Source organism: Rathayibacter sp. Leaf296 (genome assembly GCF_001423045.1).
GTDB lineage: Bacteria > Actinomycetota > Actinomycetes > Actinomycetales > Microbacteriaceae > Rathayibacter > Rathayibacter caricis.
In genome coordinates this window covers 1,881,074-1,902,423 of sequence record NZ_LMNR01000001.1, presented here as the reverse complement: position 1 = coordinate 1,902,423, position 21,350 = coordinate 1,881,074, and the positions used below count along the sequence as shown (strand labels likewise).

The window sequence follows — 21,350 nt, the reverse complement described above, 5'->3', positions numbered from 1 at the left end:
CGTAGGATGTACGGGTCGTCCGGCGCCGTCCGCGCGTCGGCAGGAGGGACACCATGACCACGCCCCGCACCGTCCTCGTCACCGGAGGCAACCGAGGAATCGGCTTCGCCATCGCCGAGGAGTTCGTCGCCGCGGGGCACCGGGTCGCGGTCACGGCTCGGTCGGGATCGGGTCCGGCCGGATCGCTCACCGTCGTGGCCGACGTCACCGACTCCGCGTCCATCGATGCCGCCTTCACCCAGGTGGAGGCCGAGCTCGGTCCCGTCGAGGTCGTCGTGGCGAACGCGGGGATCACCCGCGACACCCTCCTCCTGCGCATGACCGAGGACGACTTCACGTCGGTCATCGACACCAACCTGACCGGGGCGTTCCGTGTGGTGAAGCGCGCCTCGAAGGGCATGCTCAAGCAGAAGTTCGGGCGCGTCATCCTGATCTCGAGCGTCGTGGGCCTCTACGGCGGACCGGGTCAGATCAACTACTCGTCGTCGAAGGCCGCCCTCGTCGGCTTCGCCCGCTCGCTCACCCGCGAGCTCGGGGCGCGCAACATCACCGCGAACGTCGTCGCTCCGGGCTTCATCGAGACCGACATGACGGCGGAGCTGCCGGCGGAGCAGCAGGCGGAGTACCGCAAGAGCATCCCGCTCGGCCGGTACGGGACCGCCGCCGAGGTGGCGAAGGTCACCCGCTGGCTCGCCGGCGACGAGGCCGCCTACATCTCGGGCGCGGTGGTCCCGGTCGACGGCGGCCTCGGGATGGGTCACTGATCGCTTCAGCTGTGGGCTTATATCCGTCGGATATCAGCTGTAGGCTTATCGGATGAGGCAAGCGCCGGTCGTCGCCGTTCTGATCGATCTGGTCGGCTCGCGCCGACTCGAGCGACGAGACGTGGCGCAGCACGCGATCGAGACCGGCTTCGCCTCCGTCGACGGAGTCGTCCCCGCGATCGAACCGCTGCATCCGACAGTGGGTGACGAGTTCCAGGGCGTCTACCCGTCTCTCCCCGCCGCCCTCACGGCCACTTTGCACGCGCGCCTGTCCCTGCCCTCCGGGGTCGACTGCCGCGTCGGTCTCGGCCGGGGGGAGATCAGGGTGATCGGTTCGGGAGTCGCCGGCGGCCTGCAGGACGGATCGGCGTGGTGGCGCGCCCGCACCGCGATCGACCGCGCCCACGAGCTCGAGGACGGCTCCGTCCCGAGTGCGCGGGCCTGGTTCGTGGGCTCCGACGAGCCGGGGGCCGAGGAGGCCGCGGTGAACGCCTACCTCCTCGCCCGGGACGCTCTGATCGGCCCCTTGAGCGCTCGCGACCGCCGACTCGTGCTCGGGGCGGCGCGGGGAACGCCCCAGAAGACACTGGCGGAGCAGGAGTCGATCTCGCAGTCCGCGGTGTCGCAGGCGCTGCGTCGCGCGAGCGCGGGCGCACTCCTCACCGGAGCGAGGCTCTTCGAGGACGCGTGCTGACCGCCCTGCTGCTCGGCCTCGTCGGCGCCGCCGACGTGCTGCGCACTCATCTGGGCCTCCGATCGGCGGTGATCGCGATCGTCGTCCTCGACGTCGTCCTCGCGGTCGCCTCCGCCGCAGGGCTCGGCGCACCGGTCATCGGGGTCGTCGTCGTCGTGATCCTCTCGGCGCTGTGGCTCCCGGTCACGACGACGGAGGCGGGACGCCGACCGCTGGGAGGCCTGCGCGCCGTCGTCGGTCTCGCGGTCGCGGTCCTCGTGCTCACCCTGGTCGACCGAGCGGGCGCCGCATCCGACGGACCACTGGTGGACGCGTGGTCGCGACTCGACGGCACCGCCTCGGGCTGGCCGCTGGAGCAGGTGCTCCTCGCCGTGGGAGCAGGACTGCTCTTACTGGAGACGGGCAACGTGATCGTCCGCGCGGCCCTGCACCGGGAGCTCGCGCCGCATCCGGAGCCCCGCCGTTCCCTGTCCCTGCGAGCTCGATTCCTCCGCCCGCCCGCGGAGATCGCGCCGCTTCCGGACCTGCGCGGCGGGCGCGCGATCGGCCCGCTGGAGCGCGTGCTGGTCGCGGGGCTCACCCTGACCGGCGCGATCGGCCTGGCAGGAGCGGTGTTCGCCGCGAAGGGGATCGTGCGCTTCCCCGAGATCTCGCGCGATGGCGACAGCGGGTCGAAGGCCGAGTACTTCCTCGTCGGCTCCCTCGTCAGCTGGACGCTCGCCCTCGCCTGCGCAGGGCTGGTCGCGCTCTCGGGGGTCTGACCGGGGTCAGCCGCGCAGGCCGAGCACCGGGAGGAGCTGGCTGAGGTCGATGCCCTCCACCACGAGGTCGGCTCGCTCCCGCACGAGCGGCTTCGCGTTGAAGGCGACCGCCAGCGCGGCGACCGCCATCATCTCGAGGTCGTTCGCTCCGTCTCCGATCGCGATCGTGCGCTGCGCGGGGACACCGGCGTCGGCCGCCCACTCGAGGAGGGCGGCAGCCTTCGCGTGCGCGTCGACGACCGGGCCGCTGACCTCGCCGGTCAGCACACCGGAGTGCGAGGCGAGGCGGTTCGCCCGCGCGTAGTCGAGACCCAGCTCGTGCGCGACGGGGTCGAGCACTTCGTGGAATCCGCCGGACACCACTCCGATGCGGCCGCCCGCGGCGTGCACGCCTGCGATGAGCTCCTGCACGCCGGGAGTGACGCGGAGCCCCGCCCGGACGCTCTCGCACACGGAGTCGGGGACGCCCGCCAGGGTCGCCACCCGTTCGCGCAGGCTCTCGCCGAAGTCGATCTCCCCGCGCATCGCGCGCTCGGTCACCGCGGCGACGAGGTCCTCGGAGCCCGCGTGGGCCGCGAGGAGCTCGATCACCTCGTCCTGCAGCAGGGTCGAATCGGCGTCCAGGACGACGAGGAAGCGGGCAGGCGTCGCGGGACGCTCACTCATGACGGTCCGATCGGTCGGGCCGCGCGCCGGTGACGCCGGACGCGCGGAAGCGCAGTGCTCTCGGCCCGCTGGGGTGCTACGGGCGGACGACGACGCCCTTGCCGACCACGGTGATCCCCGAGTCGGTGACGGTGAACCCGCGCTCGCGGTCGTGATCGTGATCCACGCCGACCCGCGCGCCGGGCTCGACGACGACGTCCTTGTCGAGGATAGCGCGCACGACCAGCGCGTCCGGGCCGATGCGGACCTTGTCGAAGACCACCGAGTCGGTCACGGTCGCGTTCGACTCGATGACGGTCCACGGGCCCACGACGCTGCGCTCGATGTGGGCGCCCGAGATGACGGTGCCGAGCGAGACCACCGAGTCCACGGTCGAGCCCATGTTGCCCTTGCCGTCCCGCACGATCTTCGCGGGGGGCGAGTTGAGCTGCGACGAGAAGATCGGCCACTGCTGGTTGTAGAGGTTGAAGACGGGCAGCGCCGAGATGAGGTCCTGGTGCGCCTCGAAGAAGGAGTCGATGGTGCCGACGTCGCGCCAGTAGTAGCGGTCGCGATCGGTCGATCCGGGGACCTCGTTGAGCTTGAGGTCGTAGACGCCCGCCTCGCCGCGCGCGACGAAGTCCGGGATGATGTCGCCGCCCATGTCGTGGTCGGAGGTCGACAGCTCGCCGTCGCGGATGACCGCGTCGATCAGCGCGTCGGCGTCGAAGACGTAGTTGCCCATCGAAGCGAGCACCTCGTGCGGCGAGTCGGCCAGGCCGACCGCGTCCTTGGGCTTCTCGAGGAACTCGGCGATCTTGGTCGGGACCACGCCGTCGCCGGCCTCGTCGCCCGCGAGCTGGATGACTCCGAACTGGTCGGCCAGCTCGATCGGCTGGCGGATCGCCGCGACCGTGGCCTTCGCACCCGACTTGATGTGGGCGTCGATCATCTGCGAGAAGTCCATGCGGTACACGTGATCGGCGCCGACCACGACGACGATGTCGGGCTTCTCGTCGCGGATCAGGTTGAGGCTCTGCAGGATCGCGTCGGCGGAGCCGCTGAACCAGCGCTTGCCCAGACGCTGCTGCGCGGGCACGGAGGCGACGTAGGAGTTGAGCAGGCCGGAGAGGCGCCAGGTCTGCGAGACGTGGCGGTCGAGCGAGTGCGACTTGTACTGCGTCAGCACGACGATCTGCGTGAGCCCCGAGTTGATGAGGTTCGACAGCGCGAAGTCGATCAGGCGGTACTGGCCGCCGAACGGGACCGCGGGCTTGGCGCGATCGGCCGTGAGGGGCATGAGCCGCTTGCCCTCGCCGCCGGCGAGGACGATGCCGAAGATCTTCTTTGACTGCATGGCTCAACAGTAGGGGGTGGTGCCCCGCCCGGAACCCCTGCTGTCGCCGGGGAATCGGCTGTACTACGGTTCGGGGTGTGCGAGTCGATCTGCTGACCAAGGAATACCCGCCCGAGGTGTACGGAGGAGCCGGCGTCCATGTCGCCGAGCTCACCAAGGCGCTGCGCCACGACATCGAGGTCGTGGTCCGCTGCTTCGGAGCTCCCCGGGACGAGCCGGGGGCGTTCGCGTACCCGGTCCCCGCCGAGCTCGCGAACGCGAACGGCGCGCTGCAGACCCTGGGCGTCGATCTGCAGATCGCGCAGGACGCGGCGGGAGCCGACCTCGTGCACTCGCACACCTGGTACGCGAACGCGGCGGGCCGCCTCGCCCAGCTGCTCCACGGCGTCCCGCACGTGGTCTCGGCGCACAGCCTCGAGCCGCTGCGACCCTGGAAGGCCGAGCAGCTCGGCGGCGGGTACCGCGTCTCGAGCTGGATCGAGCGCGAGGCGTACGAGAACGCGGACGCCGTGATCGCGGTCTCCGGCGGCATGCGCGCCGACATCCTCCGCTCCTACCCGGCACTGGACCCGGCGAAGGTGCACGTGGTCTACAACGGCATCGATCTCGACGCCTGGCACCCCGTCGAGGACGAGGCGGTCCTCGAGGGCCTCGGCATCGACCCCTCCCGCCCGTCGGTGGTCTTCGTCGGCCGCATCACCCGGCAGAAGGGCCTCCCGTACCTCCTGCGCGCGGCGGCGACGCTCCCTCCCGAGGTGCAGCTCGTGCTGTGCGCGGGCGCTCCCGACACCCCGGAGATCATGGCGGAGGTCACCGCGCTGGTGCGCGGGCTGCAGGAGGAGCGGACCGGCGTCGTCTGGATCGACCGCCACCTCCCTCGTCACGAGCTCTCCGCGGTGCTGACCGCGGCGACGACCTTCGTCTGCCCGTCGATCTACGAGCCGCTCGGCATCGTGAACCTCGAGGCCATGGCGTGCGGCGCCGCGGTCGTCGGCACGGCCACCGGCGGCATCCCGGAGGTCGTCGTGGACGGAGTGACGGGCCGACTGGTCCCGATCGAGCAGGTCACCGACGGCACAGGCACCCCGGTCGACCCCGACCGCTACGTCGCGGACCTCGCGGCGGCTCTCGCCGAGGTGGTCGCGGATCCCGAGGCGGCCAAGCGCATGGGAGCGGCGGGTCGCGAGCGGGCGCAGAGCGATTTCAGCTGGACGCAGATCGCGCGGGACACCCGGGCGATCTACGACTCGCTCGTCTGATCCCTCCGCCCTCGCCCTTTAGGATGGGACGCATGCCCAGCGTCGTCTCGTTCTCCGATGTCTCCTTCGTCCGGAACGGCAAGCGGATCCTCGATCACATCGAGTGGGCCGTCGCCGAGGAGGACCGCTGGGTCGTGCTCGGACCCAACGGCGCGGGCAAGACGTCGATCCTCCAGATCGCCGCGGCGCAGAACTACCCCTCGACCGGCACCGCCGGGATCCTCGACGAGACCCTCGGCCGCGTCGACGTGTTCGAGCTGCGCCCGCGCATCGGCTACGCCTCGACCGCCATGGCCCGCCGCCTGCCGGTCGACGAGCCGGTGCTGGACGTCGTGATGACCGCCGCCTACTCGGTGACCGGTCGCTGGAACGAGTCGTACGACGCCGTCGACGAGCGCCGCGCCCGCCGTGTGCTGGCCGAGTGGAAGCTCGACCACCTCGCCGACCGCACGTTCGGCACGCTCTCGGACGGCGAGCAGAAGCGCGTGCAGATCGCGCGCGCGATCATGACCGACCCCGAGCTCCTCCTGCTCGACGAGCCGGCCGCGAGCCTCGACCTCGGCGCCCGCGAGGAGCTCGTCGCGCTTCTCAGCGGTTTCGCGAAGGACCCGGCGTCGCCCGCGATCGTGATGGTCACCCACCACGTCGAGGAGATCCCCGACGGCTTCACCCACGCGCTCCTGCTGCGCGACGGGAAGGCCGTCGCCGCCGGGCCGCTGGCCGAGGCTCTGACCGAGCAGACGCTCTCCGAGACGTTCGGACTCGACATAGCCCTCACCCGCGAGGACGGCCGGTACTCGGCTCGCGCCCGCCGCTGATCGACCCGGTCCGCCGCGCCGCGGATCCCCTCCTCGACGGCCGCACGATCTGCTATTCTCGGTAGCTGGCTCGGGCCCGTTCGCGGTGCGCCCACCACCCTTCCACCCGTTCCCGTCGACGACAGGTGCGGTTCAGGACCACCAACGACAGGACACGCCATGAAGACCGACATCCACCCCGAGTACGCGCCGATCGTCTTCCGCGACCTCGCCTCCGGTGAGACCTTCCTCACCCGTTCGACGGCGAAGAGCAGCAAGACCATCGAGCTCGACGGCGTCACCTACCCGGTCATCGACGTCGAGATCTCGTCCGCCTCGCACCCGTTCTACACGGGCAAGCAGCGCATCATGGACTCGGCCGGCCGCGTCGAGAAGTTCAACAGCCGCTACAAGAACTTCGGCAAGTAGCCACTCCTCGAAGGGCCCTCGACCTCACGGTCGGGGGCCCTTCGTCGTGTCCCGGGCGACGCCGGTGCGGTAGCGTCCGGGCATGGTGTCCTTCGCCGACAAGCCGATCCTCCCCGTCGTCACCGCGGACGAGTGGGAGGCGTACCTGTCGGACTCCCCGGATCCCGGCGGGGTGCGTCTGAAGCTGCGCAAGAAGGCGGCGGTCGATCCCGGCCTGACCTACGCGGAGGCGCTCGACGTCGCGCTCTGCCACGGCTGGATCGACGGGCAGGCCGGCGCGTTCGACGAGCAGTTCATGCTCCAGGCCTTCACGCCGCGTCGCCGGGCCAGTCCGTGGTCGCAGGTGAACCGCGACCACGTCGCCCGGCTGATCGAGGAGGGCCGGATGCGCCCCGCCGGACTCGCGGAGATCGAGCGCGCGAAGGCGGACGGCCGCTGGGACGCGGCGTACCGGCAGAAGGGGGCGGAGGTGCCTCCGGACCTGCTGGCGGCCCTGGAGGCCGACCCGGCGGCGGCGGCGTTCTTCGCGACCGTGGGCGGGCAGAAGCGCTTCGCGTTCCTCTTCCGGCTGCAGCAGCTGAAGCGGCCGGAGTCGCGCGAGCGCCGGATCCGCGAGTACGTGGCGCTGCTCCGCGAGGGGCGCACGCTGACTTAGACGGCGTCAGTGGCGCACGGGCCAGGCGCCGTCGGCGACGAAGGCCTCGTCGCGCACGCGGCGCATGTACTCCTGGAACGACTCGGCCTGGTCGCGGCACCAGTCGATCTGCAGCGCGTGCAGGGCGTCGGCTCCCACTCCGAGCTCGTCGGCGAAGGCGCGGCCGAGCGCCTGGGCGACCCTGCCTGCCGCGACGGCGTCGGCTCCGGCGTCGTGGGCCTCGGTGAGGCTCACTCCGTAGTGCTCGGCGGCGAGGGTGAGGGTGCGCTTGCCCTTGCGGTAGCGGTCGACGGCCTTGTCGATGACGAGGGGATCGACGACCGGGCTCGGATCGATCAGCACCGGGACGCCCCAGCGCCGCGCCTCGTGGGCGAGCAGCGAGAGGTCGTAGGGGGCGTTGTAGACGACGACCGGGATGCCGCGGGCGAGCAGGGAGCGGAGCGCTTCGGACACCTCGGCGACGACCTCGCCGGCCGGGCGGCCGTGCTCGCGCGCGTGCTCGGTGCTGATGCCGTGCACGGCGCTGGCTCCCGCGGGGATCTCGACTCCGGGATCGGCGAGCCACGTGGTGCCCTCGATCGCCTCGCCGTCTGCTCCGATCACTCCGACGTGCGCGGTCACGATGCGGCTCGTGCGCACATCGATGCCCGTGGTCTCGAGATCGAAGACGGCGAGCAGGTCGAACCAGGGCGCGCCCTCGGCGGGGGCGAGCTCGGCGGGTGCCGGGGCGGCGCGACCCTCGTCGGACGGGAGGCCCTCGAACGCGCCGTCGTCGAACAGGGTCGGCTCGGTCGTTGCGGTGATGCTCACGCGGACAGCCTAAACGGGGCCTCCGACATCGGTCGGAGGCCCCGCGGCGTGCTCACGGTCGCGAGCGGATCAGCGGTCGTGATCCGCCTTCGCGACGTGCAGCCAGAAGAAGCCCTGCGTGCCGAGGGTCATCGTGAGGGTGCCGTCCGCCGAGAACCCGGGGAAGCGTCCGCCGCCGAAGAGGTCGGTCAGCGCGGAGCCGGGGTTCTCGGGGTCGGTGATGGTCACGGACACCGGGTTGTGGTTGAAGCTGAAGACGCAGAGCACCTCCTCGGGCTGGTCGCCCATGGCCGAGCCGGACCCGGCGTAGTCGCGCACGAAGGCGAGCACCGACTCGTGGTCCGTCTCGAGCACGCGCATCGAGCCGAGGCCGAAGGCCGGGTGGCCGCGGCGCACGTGCAGCACGTTCCGCATCCAGTGCAGGAGCGAGCGGGACTGCGCGAGCTGCGCCTCCACGTTGACCTGGTTGTAGTGGTAGACGAGCGACTGCACGATCGGCTGGACGAGCTTGCCGGGGTCGGCGGCCGAGAAGCCGGCGTTGCGGTCGGGCGTCCACTGCATCGGCGTGCGGGAGGCGTCGCGGTCGTTGAGCCAGATGTTGTCGCCCATCCCGATCTCGTCGCCGTAGTAGAGGAACGGACTGCCCGCGAGCGAGAAGAGGAGAGCGTTGATCAGCTCGAGCTCGGCGCGGGAGTTGTCGAGCAGCGGCGCGAGGCGGCGCCTGATGCCGATGTTGGAGCGCATCCGCGGGTCGTAGGCGTACCAGCCGTACATCGCCTGGCGGTACTCCTCCGAGACCATCTCGAGCGTGAGCTCGTCGTGGTTCCGCAGGAACACGCCCCAGGCGGCTCCGGAGGGGATGTCGAAGGTCTCGGAGAGGACCTTCTTCAGCTCGTTCGCCGTCTGCGCGCGGAGCGAGTAGAAGATGCGGGGCATGACCGGGAAGTCGAAGGCCATGTGGCACTCCGGCTCCTCCTCGGTGCCGAAGAACGCGGCGACCTCGCGCGGCCACTGGTTCGCCTCCGCGATCAGGATGCGGCCGGGGTAGTCGCGGTCGACCATCTGGCGGAGGTTCTTGATGAAGTCGTGGGTGGGCGGCTCGCCCTCGCCGTTGCCCTCGTCGGACTCGTAGAGATAGGGGATCGCGTCCAGGCGGATGCCGTCGACGCCGAGGTCGAGCCAGAACCTCACCACGTCGTGGATCGCCTCGCGAACGGCCGGGTTCTCGAAGTTGAGGTCCGGCTGGTGCGAGAAGAAGCGGTGGAAGTAGAACTGCCGGCGCTCGGAGTCGAACGCCCAGTTCGAGTCCTCGGTGTCGACGAAGATGATGCGGATGTCGGGGTAGCGGTCGTCGGTGTCGTTCCACACGTAGAAGTCGCCGTAGGGGCCCTCGGGGTCCGATCGCGACTGCTGGAACCACTCGTGCTGGTCGCTCGTGTGGTTGAGCGGGAAGTCCATGACGATGCGCATGTTGCGCTCGTGCGCCTTGCGCACCAGGTCGCGGAAGTCCTCCATCGTGCCGAACTCGGGGAGGATCGCCTTGAAGTCCGAGACGTCGTAGCCGCCGTCGCGCAGCGGCGACATGTAGAAGGGCGGCAGCCAGAGCGCGTCGATGCCGAGCCACTGCAGGTAGTCGAGCTTCGAGGCCAGTCCGTTGATGTCCCCGGCGCCGTCCCCGTTCGAGTCGTAGTACGACCGGATCATGACCTCGTAGAACACCGCACGGCGGTACCACTGGGGATCGAGGGCGAGTCCGGGGAGTTGGATCGGCGACGTGAAGCTCACGGTGCTCCTTCTGCTGCTGCCTGAGCGGATGACCGTCACGAAGGACGGGGCGGTGCGTCGCGAAGCGAGCGCGTCCTCATGCTCCCGGCTCGGATCGCGGCCACGCAAGGCGTTGCGGCGAGAAGTTCGAGCGGTCTTGCCTACGATGGGGAGCGAGATGACCTTCGCTTCGCCCTACGCCGCCGACCTCGGACGACTCCCGATCCGGGAGGCCTCCGCGGCCGTCCCGGGGGCGTCCACCGCCTACTGGAGCTACGGCTCGGAGGACGCGGCGACGGTGATCGTGCTGGTGCACGGCTTCCGCGGCGAGCACCACGGTCTCGAGCCGGTGATCGCCCGTCTGCTCGGGGGAGGGGCGGATGTCCGCGTGATCGCCCCGGACCTGCCCGGATTCGGCGCCTCCCCGCCCATGACGGCGCACCCGCACGACGTGGACGGCTACGCGGCCTGGCTGGGGGAGTTCCTGGACGTCCTCGGACTCCGCGGCGAGGCGGTGGTGCTCGGGCACTCGTTCGGCTCGATCGTGGCCGCGGCGGCCGTCGCGTCGGGGCTGCCGACTCCGCTGCTGGTGCTCGTCAATCCGATCGCGGCTCCGGCCCTCGCCGGCCCTCGGGGAGTGCTGACGCGGCTCGCGGTGCTCTACTACCGGCTCGGAGCGGTGCTGCCGCCGGCCCTCGGGTACCGGCTGCTGCGCGATCCCGTGATCGTCCGCGTGATGAGCCTCTCGATGGTGAAGACGAAGGACGCCGGTCTGCGGCGCTTCGTGCACGACCAGCACGATCGCTACTTCAGCGCCTTCGCGTCGCGCGACACGGTGCTGGAGGCGTTCCGCGCCTCGGTCTCGCACGACGTCAGCGAGTACGCGGCGCGCATCACGGTGCCGACGCTGCTGATCGCGGCGGCGCAGGACGACATCACCCCTCTCCCGGCGCAGCACCGCCTGCTCGCGGCGCTCCCGCACGCCCGGCTGCACGTGATCGACGGGGTCGGCCACCTCATCCACTACGAGACGCCGGACGAGGCCGCCGCGGTGCTCCGCCGCGCCCTCGAGGAGGGGATCGACCGATGAGGATCGTCGTCGACTGCCGCTACACCCGGCTCGAGCGCCACGACGGGATCAGCCGCTACACCTCCGAGCTCGTCCGCGAGCTCTCGGCTCTGCACGACGTGACGATGCTGATCAGCGACCGCCGCCAGCTCGCGCTGCTGCCCGACCTGCCGTGGGAGAAGGTGACGTCGCCGACCGGTCCGTTCGAGCCGTTCGTGGCGCTCCTCGTGAACCGGCTGAAGCCGGACGTGGTCTTCTCGCCGATGCAGACCATGGGGTCGCTCGGCCGCCGCTACCGCCTCGTGCTGACCGTGCACGACCTCATCTACTACCGCCACCGCACGCCCCCGCGCGACCTTCCGTTGCCCGTCCGCGGGCTGTGGCGGCTCTACCACCTGTCGTGGTGGCCGCAGCGGCGACTGCTGCAGCGGGCCGACGCCGTGGTGACGGTCTCGGAGACCACTCGCGAGCTGATCCGGGAGCACCGCCTGACGACCCGCCCGATCGTGGTGGTGCCGAATGCGGCGGGCGATCCCGACGAGTCGAGCGCCGCGCTGGCCGCGTCGCTGCCCGACCGCTCCGACGCCCGCTCGCTGGTCTACATGGGCTCCTACATGCCCTACAAGAACGTCGAGACGCTGGCCCGAGCGATGCGCCTGCTGCCCGACTACGAGCTGCACCTGATGAGCCGGGCGAGCGACGAGACGGTCGAGACGCTGCGCTCGCTCGCTCCGACGGCGAAGCTGGTGTTCCACCAGGGCGCGGACGACGCCACCTACCGGGCGGTGCTCGCGCGGGCGACCGCCCTGGTCAGCGCGAGCCGCGACGAGGGCTTCGGGATCCCGCTGGTCGAGGCGATGGCGCTCGGCACCCCCGTCGTCGTCAGCGACATCCCGATCTTCCGCGAGATCGGCGGGGACGCCGCGGTCCTGGTGGATCCGGGCAGTGCGAAGGACGTGGCGCGCGGAGTCCGCTCGCTCGAGGATGCGGCGGTATGGACGGAGCGTTCGGAGCGGTCGCGCGAGCGCGCGGCGGCGTACTCGTGGCGCGACTCCGCCCGGGTGCTCTACGCGCTGCTGACCGGGCTCTAGGGCCTGGTGGGGCTGAGGACGTCGTCGAGATCGGCGTCCACGACCACCACGTCGCCGGAGTCGTCGAAGGCGACGATCCGCAGGGCGCCGTCGACGATCGCGAAGTCGTGCCGCGAGCCGTTGCCGACGGTGATGCCCTGAGGAGGCAGCGCGTCCTCGCTGAGCGAGCGGAGGAGGCTGCCGATGACGGCGCCGTGCGTCGCCACGATCACCCGCTGGTCGGGGAAGCGCTCCGCGACCTCGAGCAGCGCCTCCGTCGCCCGTGCGACCACCTCGGCGCGGGTCTCGCAGCCGGGGATGCGCTCACCCTCGATGCCGCCGGGGAAGAACGCGCGGAGGTCGTCCCCGGTCATGCCCTCGGCCTCGCCGTAGGCGCGCTCGGCCAGCCCGGGCACGACGAGCGGCTCGTCGAGGCCCAGACCCCGGGCGATGACGGCGCCCGTCTCGTAGGCGCGCTGCAGCGGACTCGCGACGACCGCGTCCCACTCCCGCTCGCCGAGGATCCGCGCGGCCGCCCGCGCCTGCGAACGGCCGGTGTCGTTCAGCGGGATGTCGCTCGCTCCCTGGATGCGGCGCGCCGCGTTCCAGTCGGTCTGGCCGTGGCGGACGAGGGTGAGCTGGGTCACGGGAGCCTCTCGAGGTGCGGGGAGGGGAGGACGCCCGGGTCAGCGGGCGGGGAGGCGGTCGGCGAGGATCCGCAGGACCTCGGTCGTGCCGCCGTCGATCTTGATCGCGGCGCGGCCGTCGCCCTTGGTCGTGCCGCGGTTGACGATGACGATCGGCATCTTGCCGCGGCGGGCGATCTCGAGGAAGCGGATGCCGGAGTTGACGACGAGGGAGGAGCCGGCCACGAGCAGGGCGTCGGCGCCGGCGACGATGGCGCGCGCCTCCTGGAACCGCTCGGTGGGGATGAACTCGCCGAAGAACACGATGTCGGGCTTGAGGATCCCGCTGCAGACGGTGCAGTCGGGCACGGTCATCGCCGAGACGTCGTGCACCTCGGCGTCGCCGTCGGGGTTGAGGGAGGAGACGCCCGGGTCGTCGAGCCAGGGGTTCGCCTCGGCGATCCGATCGGCCACGGCGTCGCGGGCGAAGTACTGCCCGCAGGTCATGCAGCGGACGCGGTCGGCGGAGCCGTGCAGGTCGACGACGCGGCGCGATCCGGCGCGCACGTGCAGCCCGTCGACGTTCTGCGTGACGACTCCTGTCAGAACGCCCCGCTCCTCGAGGCGGGCCAGGGCGCGGTGCCCGTCGTTGGGGAGGGTGCTCGTGAAGCGCCGCCAGCCGATCTGGCTTCCGGCCCAGTAGCGCTTGCGGTAGTCGGGGTCGGCGACGAACTGCGAGTAGGTCATCGGGGTGCGCACCGGCGCGCCCGCTCCGCGGTAGTCCGGGATGCCGGAGTCGGTGCTGACGCCCGCGCCGGTGACGGCGGCGATGCGCCGCCCGGTGAGGAGTTCGACGGCCTGCTCGATCGCGTCGGCACGAGTGCCGTCCTCGACCGGTGTCGGACTCGACTCCATCCGCGCCTCCCGTCGGTGATCCCTCCGCGTGCGCGGCGGACCCGTCTCGAAGTCTAGAGCGCCGCGGCGCCCGAGGGCTGTGAACGGGGGATCGCCGTCGCGTGCGCGGCATCCCGTTCGACAGGCCCTAGGGTGCCGGGATGCCGATCGTGCACATCGCGGACCTCGACCACCCCCTCCTCGCCGACTACCACCGGCTGACGGACGTCGCCCTGCGGCGGGTGCTGGAACCGGAGGGCGGTCTCTACATCGCGGAGTCTGCCAAGGTGATCGGCCGGGCTCTGGATGCCGGGCACCGGCCGCGCTCGGTCCTGGTGCAGGAGAAGCGGCTGGCGGACGCGGCGGACGTGCTCGAGCGCTTCCCCGAGGTCCCGGTGTTCGTGGCACCCGATCCCGTGATCGAGGAGCTGACCGGGTTCCACCTGCACCGCGGCGCGCTGGCCTCGATGCACCGGCCCGTGCTGCCCACCGTGACGGAGCTGCTCGCCGACGCGCGCCTCGTCGTGATCCTCGAGGACCTCGTCGACCACACGAACGTCGGCGCGGTGTTCCGCGCGGCCGCCGGGATGGGGGCGGACGCCGTCCTCGTGACACCGCGGTGCGCGGATCCGCTCTACCGGCGGAGTGTCCGAGTCAGCATGGGCACGGTGCTGCAGGTGCCGTGGACCAGGACGCCGGAGTGGGGGCCGGCGCGGGACGAGCTGCTCGCCTCCGGATTCTCGATCGCGGCGCTGGCGCTGGCGCCGGACGCGGTGCCGCTGGACGTCTACGCCCAGCGGCGCCCCGAGCGCGTGGCGATCGTGCTCGGAGCGGAAGGGGACGGATTGAGCCGGGCCGCCCTCGACGCGGCGGACACCGTGGTCACGATCCCGATGCTGCACGGGGTCGACTCGCTGAACGTGGCGTCGGCCGGAGCGGTGGCGCTCTGGGCGCTGACGCGCTCGGCCGCACCCTCCGAGGATCGAGCGGACACCGCGCCTACGATGACGGAGTGAGCACCCCGACGCGACCCGACGACTCGCCGATCGACGTGTTCGGAGCCGTCCTGCCGGAGCGGCCTGCCGGCCCTCCGCCGCGTCGCCGCCGCGTCGGCGCGATCATCGGGGGCGCTCTCGCCGTCGTCCTCGTCGGCGCGGGCGGCGCCTACTCCGCGACCGCGGCGAGCGCTGAGCTGCCCGCGGCGACCGCGCTCGTGGCGCAGACTCCCGGGGCGACGACCGAGGCTCCGGTGCTCGCCTGGCCGGCGTACGGCTCCGGGGCGATCGGCGCCGTCGGTTTCGACGACGCCGAGCAGGACGGGGTCCTCGCGCGCTACGGGTCCGAGGATCCGGTCCCGACCGGGAGCATCGCGAAGGTCGTGACGGCGCTGGTGATCCTCGCCGCGCGGCCGATCGCCGACGGGACCGATGGCGCGGACATCACCTTCACGAGTGCCGACGTCGGCTACTACAATGATTCGCTCGCCGAGAACGGCTCCGTCGCGCCCGTCTCCGCGGGCCTCGAGCTGACGCAGCGCGAGGCGCTGACGGTGCTGATGCTGCCGTCCGCGAACAACTACTCGAAGTCCCTCGCGATCTGGGCCTTCGGCTCGGAGGAGGCGTACCTCGCCGCCGCGCGCACCTGGCTCGACCAGCAGGGGCTGACCCGCACGATCGTCACCGACACGAGCGGGCTCTCGCCCGACACCGTGAGCACCACCTCCGACATGGTGCGCCTGGGCGAGATGCTCGTCGCCGATCCGGTGCTGGCGCCGATCGTCGCCCTGCCCCGCGCGGACGTCCCCGGGGTGGGCGTCGTGGAGAACACCAACACGCTGCTCGGGCGCGGGGGAGTGGACGGGATCAAGACGGGGACGACGGACGAGGCCGGGTCGTGCCTCCTGTTCTCGGTGGACACCGTCGTCGAGGGCGAGCCGGTGACGCTCGTCGGCGTCGTCGTGGGCGCGCGGACGCATCCGCAGCTCGCCTCGGACATCCTGACCCTGCTGCCGAGCGTCGAGGCGGGGTTCCGCACGGTGCCGCTGACCACCGAGGGGCAGGACTTCGGCTCGTACACGAGCCTCTGGGGCGAGTCGGCCGTGGCCGAGACCCCCGAGGCGCGGTCGGTGCTGACCTGGGGAGCCGTCACGACCTCGACGACGGTCGAGCTCGATCCGCTCGGCACGGTGGCCGACGGGGCGGGCGTCGGCACGGCGACCGTGAGCGTCAACGGCACGCCCTACGAGCTGCCCCTCGTCGCGGACGGGTCGATCGAGGATCCGGGGTTCGGCTGGCGCGTCTCGCACCCGGCGGAGCTGCTCGGCCAGTCGGAGCTCGTGGGCTAGCCAGCGCTCAGTCGCCCTCGACGACGATGCGGACGCCGGCGGTCGCGATGTCGGCGGCGACCTCCTCCGGGGTCGCGTTGCCCGGCGCCGCAGTGCCCGGCGCGGAGGGGACGGGCTGCGCGCGCTCGGGGTCGGCACGGTAGGGCTCCGCGGACGGGCGCTTGGCCGTGATGAAGTCGCCCGAGGACTGGTGCCGGATGCGCCGCAGCACCCACGGCACGAGGTACTCTCGCGCCCACTTCACGTCCTCGGTCCGCGCCGCGCGCCAGGTCGGCGTGGGCAGCGGCTCCGGAGCCAGAGGCCGGAGCGAGTTCTCGACGGCGAGCGCCTCGAGCACCATGCGGGCGACCTCGTGGTGCCCGTGCGGGTTGAGGTGCAGGCGGTCGGGCGCCCACATCCGCACGTCCTGGATCTCCTGCAGCGACCACTGGTCGGCGACGATGCAGTCGTAGCGCTTCGCGAGCGCACGCAGGTTCTCGTTGTAGATCGCGACCTTGCCGCGGATGCGCCCGAAGACGGGGGAGAAGCCGACGTCGACGCCGGTGAAGAGCACGACCGTCGCGTCATCGGCGCGGAGCCGCGCCAGGCCCGACTCGAAGCGGGCGGCGATGTCGTCCGGGTCGGTGCCTGGGCGGATCACGTCGTTGCCGCCCGCGGAGATCGTGATGAGGTCCGGGCGCAGCTCCAGCGCCGGCTCGACCTGCTCGTCGAGGATCTGCTGGAGCAGCTTCCCGCGGACGGCCAGGTTCGCGTAGGCGAAGTCGTCGACCTGGCTGCCGAGCACCTCGGCGACGCGGTCGGCCCAGCCGCGGTGACCGCCGGGGCTGGCGGGCTCGGGATCGCCGATGCCCTCGGTGAACGAGTCGCCCAGGGCGACGTAGCGGGACCACGGATGACGCTGCTCGACCATCCCTCCATTCTGCTCCGCGGCGCTCGCGGCCGGATCCGTCGTGCGGACGATCGCGACACGCCCAGCACGCGCCCGCCGCGGCGCCCGATCGCGGGGACCCGGCCCCCGCGTCGGTGGTGTCGGCTACCGTTGGCGCACGTGAACAGTCCCTCGAGCTTCGGTCATCAGGTCGGCACCTCCGCTGCGGAGCACCTGTCCCCGTCGTTCCCGGGACGCGCTCCGTGGGGCACGGCGAACAAGCTCCGCGCGTGGCAGGCGGAGGCGCTCGAGGCGTACTTCCAGACCGAGCCGCGCGACTTCCTCGCCGCCGCGACCCCCGGCGCCGGCAAGACGACCTTCGCTCTCCGGCTCGCGGCCGAGCTCCTGCACAACCGCACCGTCGACCGCATCACGGTGGTCGCTCCGACCGAGCACCTCAAGCGCCAGTGGGCCGAGGCCGCGCACCGCGTCGGCATCCGCCTGGATCCCACCTTCACGAACCGGATGGGGCGCCACGCCCGGCACTACCACGGCGTCGCCGTCACCTACGCGCAGATCGCGGTGCGGCCGGAGCTCCACCGCGAGCTGACCCTCTCGGGGCGCTCGCTCGTGATCCTCGACGAGGTGCACCACGGCGGCGACGCGCTCAGCTGGGGCGACGCGATCCGCGAGGCCTTCGAGCCCGCCGTGCGGCGCCTGTCGCTGACCGGGACGCCGTTCCGCTCGGACACGGCGCCGATCCCGTTCGTCAGCTACCTGCCCGACGAGGAGGGCATCCGCACCTCGCGGACCGACTACGCCTACGGCTACGGCCGCGCCCTGGCCGACGGCGTCGTCCGTCCGGTGCTCTTCATGGTCTACGCCGGGCAGATGCGCTGGAAGTCGAAGGCCGGCGACGAGATGGAGGCGCGGCTCGGCGAGGGCAACACGAAGGACATCACCTCGCAGGCGTGGCGCACGGCGCTGGACCCCAAGGGCGACTGGATCCCGTCGGTGCTGCGCGCCGCCAACACGCGCCTGAGCGAGGTGCGCCGCGCGATCCCCGACGCCGGCGGGCTGGTGATCGCGACCGACCACTACGCCGCCCGCGCCTATGCCGCGATGCTGCGCGAGATCAGCGGCGAGCCCGTCACCGTCGTCCTCTCGGACGAGAAGGAGGCGAGCGACCGGATCGAGGAGTTCTCGAAGGACACCAGCCGGTGGATGGTCGCCGTGCGGATGGTGTCGGAGGGCGTGGACGTGCCGCGGCTGGCCGTGGGCGTCTACGCGACGTCGGCGTCGACTCCGCTGTTCTTCGCGCAGGCGATCGGCCGCTTCGTGCGGGCCCGGCGCCGCGGCGAGACCGCGTCGATCTTCCTCCCGAACGTGCCGGGGCTGCTCGCGCTCGCGAGCTCGATGGAGCAGCAGCGCGACCACGCGCTCGACCGGAAGAGCTCGGACGACGAGGAGTACCCCGAGGCCGACCTGATGGCCGACGCCGAGCGGCAGGAGAAGGCGTCCTCCGAGCTGCTCGAGGAGGGGCGGTTCGAGTCGCTCGGCTCCGCGGCGACGTTCGACCGGGTCGTCTACGAGGGTGCCGAGTTCGGGATGGAGGTCGAGGTCGAGAGCGAGGAGGAGCTCGACTTCATCGGACTCCCGGGACTGCTCGAACCCGATCAGGTTCGCGAGCTCCTGCAGCACCGGCAGCAGCGGCAGGCGAAGCGCGCGGGCACCCGCCCGGGCGCCGCGGCAGCTCCGGAGGCGAAGGAGAGCGAGATCCCCGCGCCGCTCTACCGCACCCTGAAGGAGCAGCGGAGCCTCCTGAACTCGCTCGTCGGACTGTGGGCGCGCAACACGGGGGAGACCCACGGCCAGGTGCACACCGAGCTGCGGCGGCTCTGCGGCGGACCGGCCGTCGCCCAGGCCAGCGTCACCCAGCTGCAGGCGCGCATCGACCTGCTGCGGCGGAGGATCGGCTCGCACTGAGCACGACGGGGCGATAGCCGATCGGCCCGGCGCGGCGCCAGCCCCTCCGGCGCGATCGGCGCCGCCCGTACTGTTCGAGACGTGACCTCGCCGCTCCTCCCGCTCGTCGCGACGCGCCCGCTCGCTGCACTCGAGGACGGCTCCCGGTGACCCCTGCCGACGAGCGGCTCCCGGGTGCGCCGGAGGAGCCCCTCGCTAAGGTGGGCAGTCGGTCCGTCGCGAAGGTGATGGACCATCACCCCCGACGTCGGGCATCCGCGGACCGAACGACGGCCTCATCCGGATCGCCCGAGACCACACCCCAGAGGAGTCTCGTGGAGACCTGGCCCGGAACCGCCTACCCCTTGGGCGCCACTTTCGACGGAAGCGGCACGAACTTCGCTCTCTTCAGCGAGGTCGCCGAGCGCGTCGAGCTCTGCCTGTTCGACGACGACGGCACCGAGACGCGCGTCGACGTGCTCGAGTCGGACGCCTACGTCTGGCACTGCTACCTGCCGCAGGTGCAGCCCGGCCAGAAGTACGGCTACCGCATCCACGGGCCGTACGACCCGGCCGCAGGGCAGCGCTGCAACCCGAACAAGCTGCTGCTCGACCCCTACGCGAAGGCCGTCTCGGGAGAGATCGACTGGGACCAGTCGCTCTTCTCGTACACCTTCGGCGACCCGGACTCGACGAACGACGAGGACTCGGCGCCGCACATGATGATGGGCGTCGTCATCAACCCGTTCTTCGACTGGGCGGGGGACCGCCGTCCGCGCATCGCCTACGACCGCACGGTCATCTACGAGGCGCACGTGAAGGGGCTCACCAAGAGCCACCCCGACATCCCGGAGGAGCTGCGCGGCACGTACGCGGGCGTCGCGCACCCCGCGGTCATCGCGCACCTCAAGCACCTGGGCATCACGGCGATCGAGCTCATGCCGGTGCACCAGTTCGTCAACGACTCGACCCTGATCGACAAGGGCCTCTCGAACTACTGGGGCTACAACACGATCGGCTTCTTCGCGCCGCAGAACACGTACTCGTCCACGGGCGACCAGGGCCAGCAGGTCCAGGAGTTCAAGAGCATGGTGCGGGCGCTGCACGCGGCCGGCATCGAGGTCATCCTCGACGTGGTCTACAACCACACCGCCGAGGGGAACCACCTCGGCCCGTCGCTCTCGTTCCGCGGCATCGACAACGAGGCGTACTACCGCCTCGTCGACGACGACAAGCGCTACTACATGGACTACACCGGCACGGGGAACACCCTGAACGTCCGGCACCCGCACTCGCTGCAGCTGATCATGGACTCGCTGCGCTACTGGGTGACCGAGATGCGCGTCGACGGCTTCCGCTTCGACCTCGCCTCCGCGCTCGCCCGCGAGTTCTACGACGTCGACCGGCTCTCGACCTTCTTCGAGCTCGTGCAGCAGGACCCCGTGGTCTCGCAGGTCAAGCTGATCGCCGAGCCGTGGGACGTCGGACCCGGCGGCTACCAGGTCGGCAACTTCCCTCCGCAGTGGACGGAGTGGAACGGGAAGTACCGCGACACGGTCCGCGACTTCTGGCGCGGCGAGCCGTCGACGCTGGGCGAGTTCGCCTCGCGGCTGACCGGATCGGCCGACCTCTACGCGCGCTCCGGTCGCCGCCCGGTCGCCTCGATCAACTTCGTGACGGCCCACGACGGGTTCACCCTGCGCGACCTGGTCTCGTACAACGAGAAGCACAACGACGCCAACGGCGAGGACAACAACGACGGGGAGTCGCACAACCGCTCCTGGAACCACGGAGTCGAGGGGCCGACGGACGACCCGAAGGTCCTGGGCCTGCGCGCTCGGCAGCAGCGCAACTTCCTGGCGACCATGCTCATCTCGCAGGGCGTGCCGATGATCCTGCACGGCGACGAGCTGGGCCGCTCGCAGAACGGCAACAACAACACCTACGCCCAGGACAGCGAGCTGACCTGGATCGACTGGTCGACCGCGGACCGACCGCTTCTGGAGTTCACGGCCGCGCTGATCCGCCTGCGCGCCGAGCACCCCACGTTCCGCCGCGGCCGCTTCTTCGACGGCCGGCCCGTCGTCCGCGGCTCGGAGGAGCCCCTGCCCGACATCGTCTGGTTCAAGGCCGACGGCACGGAGATGTCGCCGGAGGACTGGGACTCGGGCCTGGGCCGCTCGGTCGGCATCTACCTCAACGGCAACGGGATCCGCGAGCGCGACGAGCGCGGCCTGCCCGTGACGGACGACAGCTTCCTCCTCTACTTCAACGCCGACGACGTCGACGTGGAGTTCTCGGTGCCCAGCGACGAGTACGCCGCGCTGTGGAGCGTGCTCGTGGACACCGCGGGCGCCGAAGCGGACTCGATCCCGCGTCCGGCCGGCGCGATGCTGACCGTCCAGGCCAAGTCGCTCGTGATCCTGCAGGAGCACAGCGCCCCGGAGCCGGAGGTGGACCACTCGGTGGCCGCCTCGCTGGCCTCGCTGGCCGCGACCTCCGCGATCCCGATCATCGCCTCCACCAGCCCCCACTCGGAGTCGACCGACTCCGCGACCGCCTCTTCGACAGGAGCCTGA

Annotated in this window: 20 protein-coding genes; 13 read left to right on the top strand and 7 right to left on the bottom strand. The window is 71.5% G+C overall.

Translation table 11 applies throughout. The annotated features are described in order from the left end of the window. Positions 1–53: 53 nt before the first annotated feature. The 3 genes from fabG to ASF46_RS08820 are packed head-to-tail and all read left to right on the top strand — an operon-like array spanning position 54 to position 2,219. On the top strand, positions 54–764 hold the full coding sequence (gene fabG / locus ASF46_RS08830; RefSeq protein WP_055792017.1) for a 3-oxoacyl-ACP reductase FabG: 711 nt from the start codon (positions 54–56) through the stop codon (positions 762–764). 52 nt (positions 765–816) lie between these two features. Next, positions 817–1,458, top strand: a complete 642-nt coding sequence (locus ASF46_RS08825; protein WP_056867167.1) for a SatD family protein — start codon at positions 817–819, stop codon at positions 1,456–1,458. Continuing rightward, the gene (locus tag ASF46_RS08820) at positions 1,452–2,219 is read left to right on the top strand and encodes a hypothetical protein (protein WP_056867166.1); all 768 of its coding nucleotides are present in this window, start codon (positions 1,452–1,454) and stop codon (positions 2,217–2,219) included. The genes ASF46_RS08825 and ASF46_RS08820 overlap by 7 nt, the downstream gene beginning before the upstream one ends. A 6-nt stretch (positions 2,220–2,225) precedes the next feature. On the opposite strand, the gene serB is transcribed toward ASF46_RS08820, so the two are convergent. Both serB and ASF46_RS08810 read right to left on the bottom strand, forming a co-directional pair. After that, positions 2,226–2,885: a phosphoserine phosphatase SerB gene (serB, locus tag ASF46_RS08815; RefSeq protein WP_056867165.1), complete on the bottom strand. Its 660-nt coding sequence runs from the start codon at positions 2,883–2,885 to the stop codon at positions 2,226–2,228. 76 nt (positions 2,886–2,961) lie between these two features. Further along, the gene (locus ASF46_RS08810; protein WP_055792030.1) at positions 2,962–4,221 is read right to left on the bottom strand and encodes a glucose-1-phosphate adenylyltransferase; all 1,260 of its coding nucleotides are present in this window, start codon (positions 4,219–4,221) and stop codon (positions 2,962–2,964) included. A gap of 77 nt (positions 4,222–4,298) precedes the next feature. On the opposite strand from ASF46_RS08810, the gene glgA reads away from it, so the two are divergent. The 4 genes from glgA to ASF46_RS08790 all read left to right on the top strand — a co-directional run bounded on the left by glgA (position 4,299) and on the right by ASF46_RS08790 (position 7,361). Beyond that, a complete protein-coding gene (glgA, locus tag ASF46_RS08805; RefSeq protein WP_056867164.1) occupies positions 4,299–5,480 on the top strand; it encodes a glycogen synthase in 1,182 nt (393 codons plus the stop codon). 32 nt (positions 5,481–5,512) lie between these two features. Next, a complete protein-coding gene (locus tag ASF46_RS08800) occupies positions 5,513–6,298 on the top strand; it encodes an ABC transporter ATP-binding protein (RefSeq protein WP_056867163.1) in 786 nt (261 codons plus the stop codon). Between the two features lie 159 nt (positions 6,299–6,457). Next, positions 6,458–6,706: a type B 50S ribosomal protein L31 gene (locus tag ASF46_RS08795; protein WP_055792039.1), complete on the top strand. Its 249-nt coding sequence runs from the start codon at positions 6,458–6,460 to the stop codon at positions 6,704–6,706. Between the two features lie 82 nt (positions 6,707–6,788). After that, positions 6,789–7,361, top strand: a complete 573-nt coding sequence (locus ASF46_RS08790; RefSeq protein WP_056867162.1) for a YdeI/OmpD-associated family protein — start codon at positions 6,789–6,791, stop codon at positions 7,359–7,361. 6 nt (positions 7,362–7,367) lie between these two features. Here ASF46_RS08790 and ASF46_RS08785 read toward each other — a convergent pair whose 3' ends face one another. Continuing rightward, positions 7,368–8,171, bottom strand: a complete 804-nt coding sequence (locus ASF46_RS08785; RefSeq protein WP_416351483.1) for a 3'-5' exonuclease — start codon at positions 8,169–8,171, stop codon at positions 7,368–7,370. A 69-nt stretch (positions 8,172–8,240) separates the two neighbouring features. Next, the gene (treS, locus tag ASF46_RS08780) at positions 8,241–9,956 is read right to left on the bottom strand and encodes a maltose alpha-D-glucosyltransferase (RefSeq protein ID WP_056867161.1); all 1,716 of its coding nucleotides are present in this window, start codon (positions 9,954–9,956) and stop codon (positions 8,241–8,243) included. Positions 9,957–10,113: 157 nt separating this feature from the next. Between treS and ASF46_RS08775 the strand changes: the two genes are divergently transcribed. Continuing rightward, entirely contained in the window at positions 10,114–11,025 is a 912-nt protein-coding gene (locus tag ASF46_RS08775) for an alpha/beta fold hydrolase (RefSeq protein ID WP_056867160.1), read from the top strand. Next, the gene (locus tag ASF46_RS08770) at positions 11,022–12,095 is read left to right on the top strand and encodes a glycosyltransferase family 4 protein (protein WP_056867159.1); all 1,074 of its coding nucleotides are present in this window, start codon (positions 11,022–11,024) and stop codon (positions 12,093–12,095) included. The genes ASF46_RS08775 and ASF46_RS08770 overlap by 4 nt, the downstream gene beginning before the upstream one ends. On the opposite strand, the gene ASF46_RS08765 is transcribed toward ASF46_RS08770, so the two are convergent. Together ASF46_RS08765 and ASF46_RS08760 are read right to left on the bottom strand one after the other, a co-directional pair. After that, positions 12,092–12,721: a histidine phosphatase family protein gene (locus ASF46_RS08765; RefSeq protein ID WP_082485326.1), complete on the bottom strand. Its 630-nt coding sequence runs from the start codon at positions 12,719–12,721 to the stop codon at positions 12,092–12,094. The two genes, ASF46_RS08770 and ASF46_RS08765, sit on opposite strands and share 4 nt — an antisense overlap. A 39-nt stretch (positions 12,722–12,760) precedes the next feature. Further along, a complete protein-coding gene (locus ASF46_RS08760; RefSeq protein ID WP_056867158.1) occupies positions 12,761–13,615 on the bottom strand; it encodes a Sir2 family NAD-dependent protein deacetylase in 855 nt (284 codons plus the stop codon). 140 nt (positions 13,616–13,755) lie between these two features. Between ASF46_RS08760 and ASF46_RS08755 the strand changes: the two genes are divergently transcribed. After that, entirely contained in the window at positions 13,756–14,610 is an 855-nt protein-coding gene (locus ASF46_RS08755; RefSeq protein WP_056867157.1) for a TrmH family RNA methyltransferase, read from the top strand. Continuing rightward, positions 14,607–15,938: a D-alanyl-D-alanine carboxypeptidase family protein gene (locus tag ASF46_RS08750; RefSeq protein ID WP_056867156.1), complete on the top strand. Its 1,332-nt coding sequence runs from the start codon at positions 14,607–14,609 to the stop codon at positions 15,936–15,938. The genes ASF46_RS08755 and ASF46_RS08750 overlap by 4 nt, the downstream gene beginning before the upstream one ends. A gap of 7 nt (positions 15,939–15,945) precedes the next feature. Here ASF46_RS08750 and ASF46_RS08745 read toward each other — a convergent pair whose 3' ends face one another. Beyond that, positions 15,946–16,848, bottom strand: a complete 903-nt coding sequence (locus tag ASF46_RS08745; protein WP_082485324.1) for an SGNH/GDSL hydrolase family protein — start codon at positions 16,846–16,848, stop codon at positions 15,946–15,948. A 138-nt stretch (positions 16,849–16,986) separates the two neighbouring features. Here ASF46_RS08745 and ASF46_RS08740 point away from each other — a divergent pair, with 138 nt between their 5' ends. Together ASF46_RS08740 and glgX are read left to right on the top strand one after the other, a co-directional pair. Next, positions 16,987–18,792, top strand: a complete 1,806-nt coding sequence (locus tag ASF46_RS08740; protein ID WP_056867526.1) for a DEAD/DEAH box helicase — start codon at positions 16,987–16,989, stop codon at positions 18,790–18,792. 314 nt (positions 18,793–19,106) lie between these two features. Continuing rightward, complete coding sequence (gene glgX / locus ASF46_RS08735; protein WP_056867155.1) at positions 19,107–21,350, top strand: glycogen debranching protein GlgX; 2,244 nt, start codon at positions 19,107–19,109, stop codon at positions 21,348–21,350.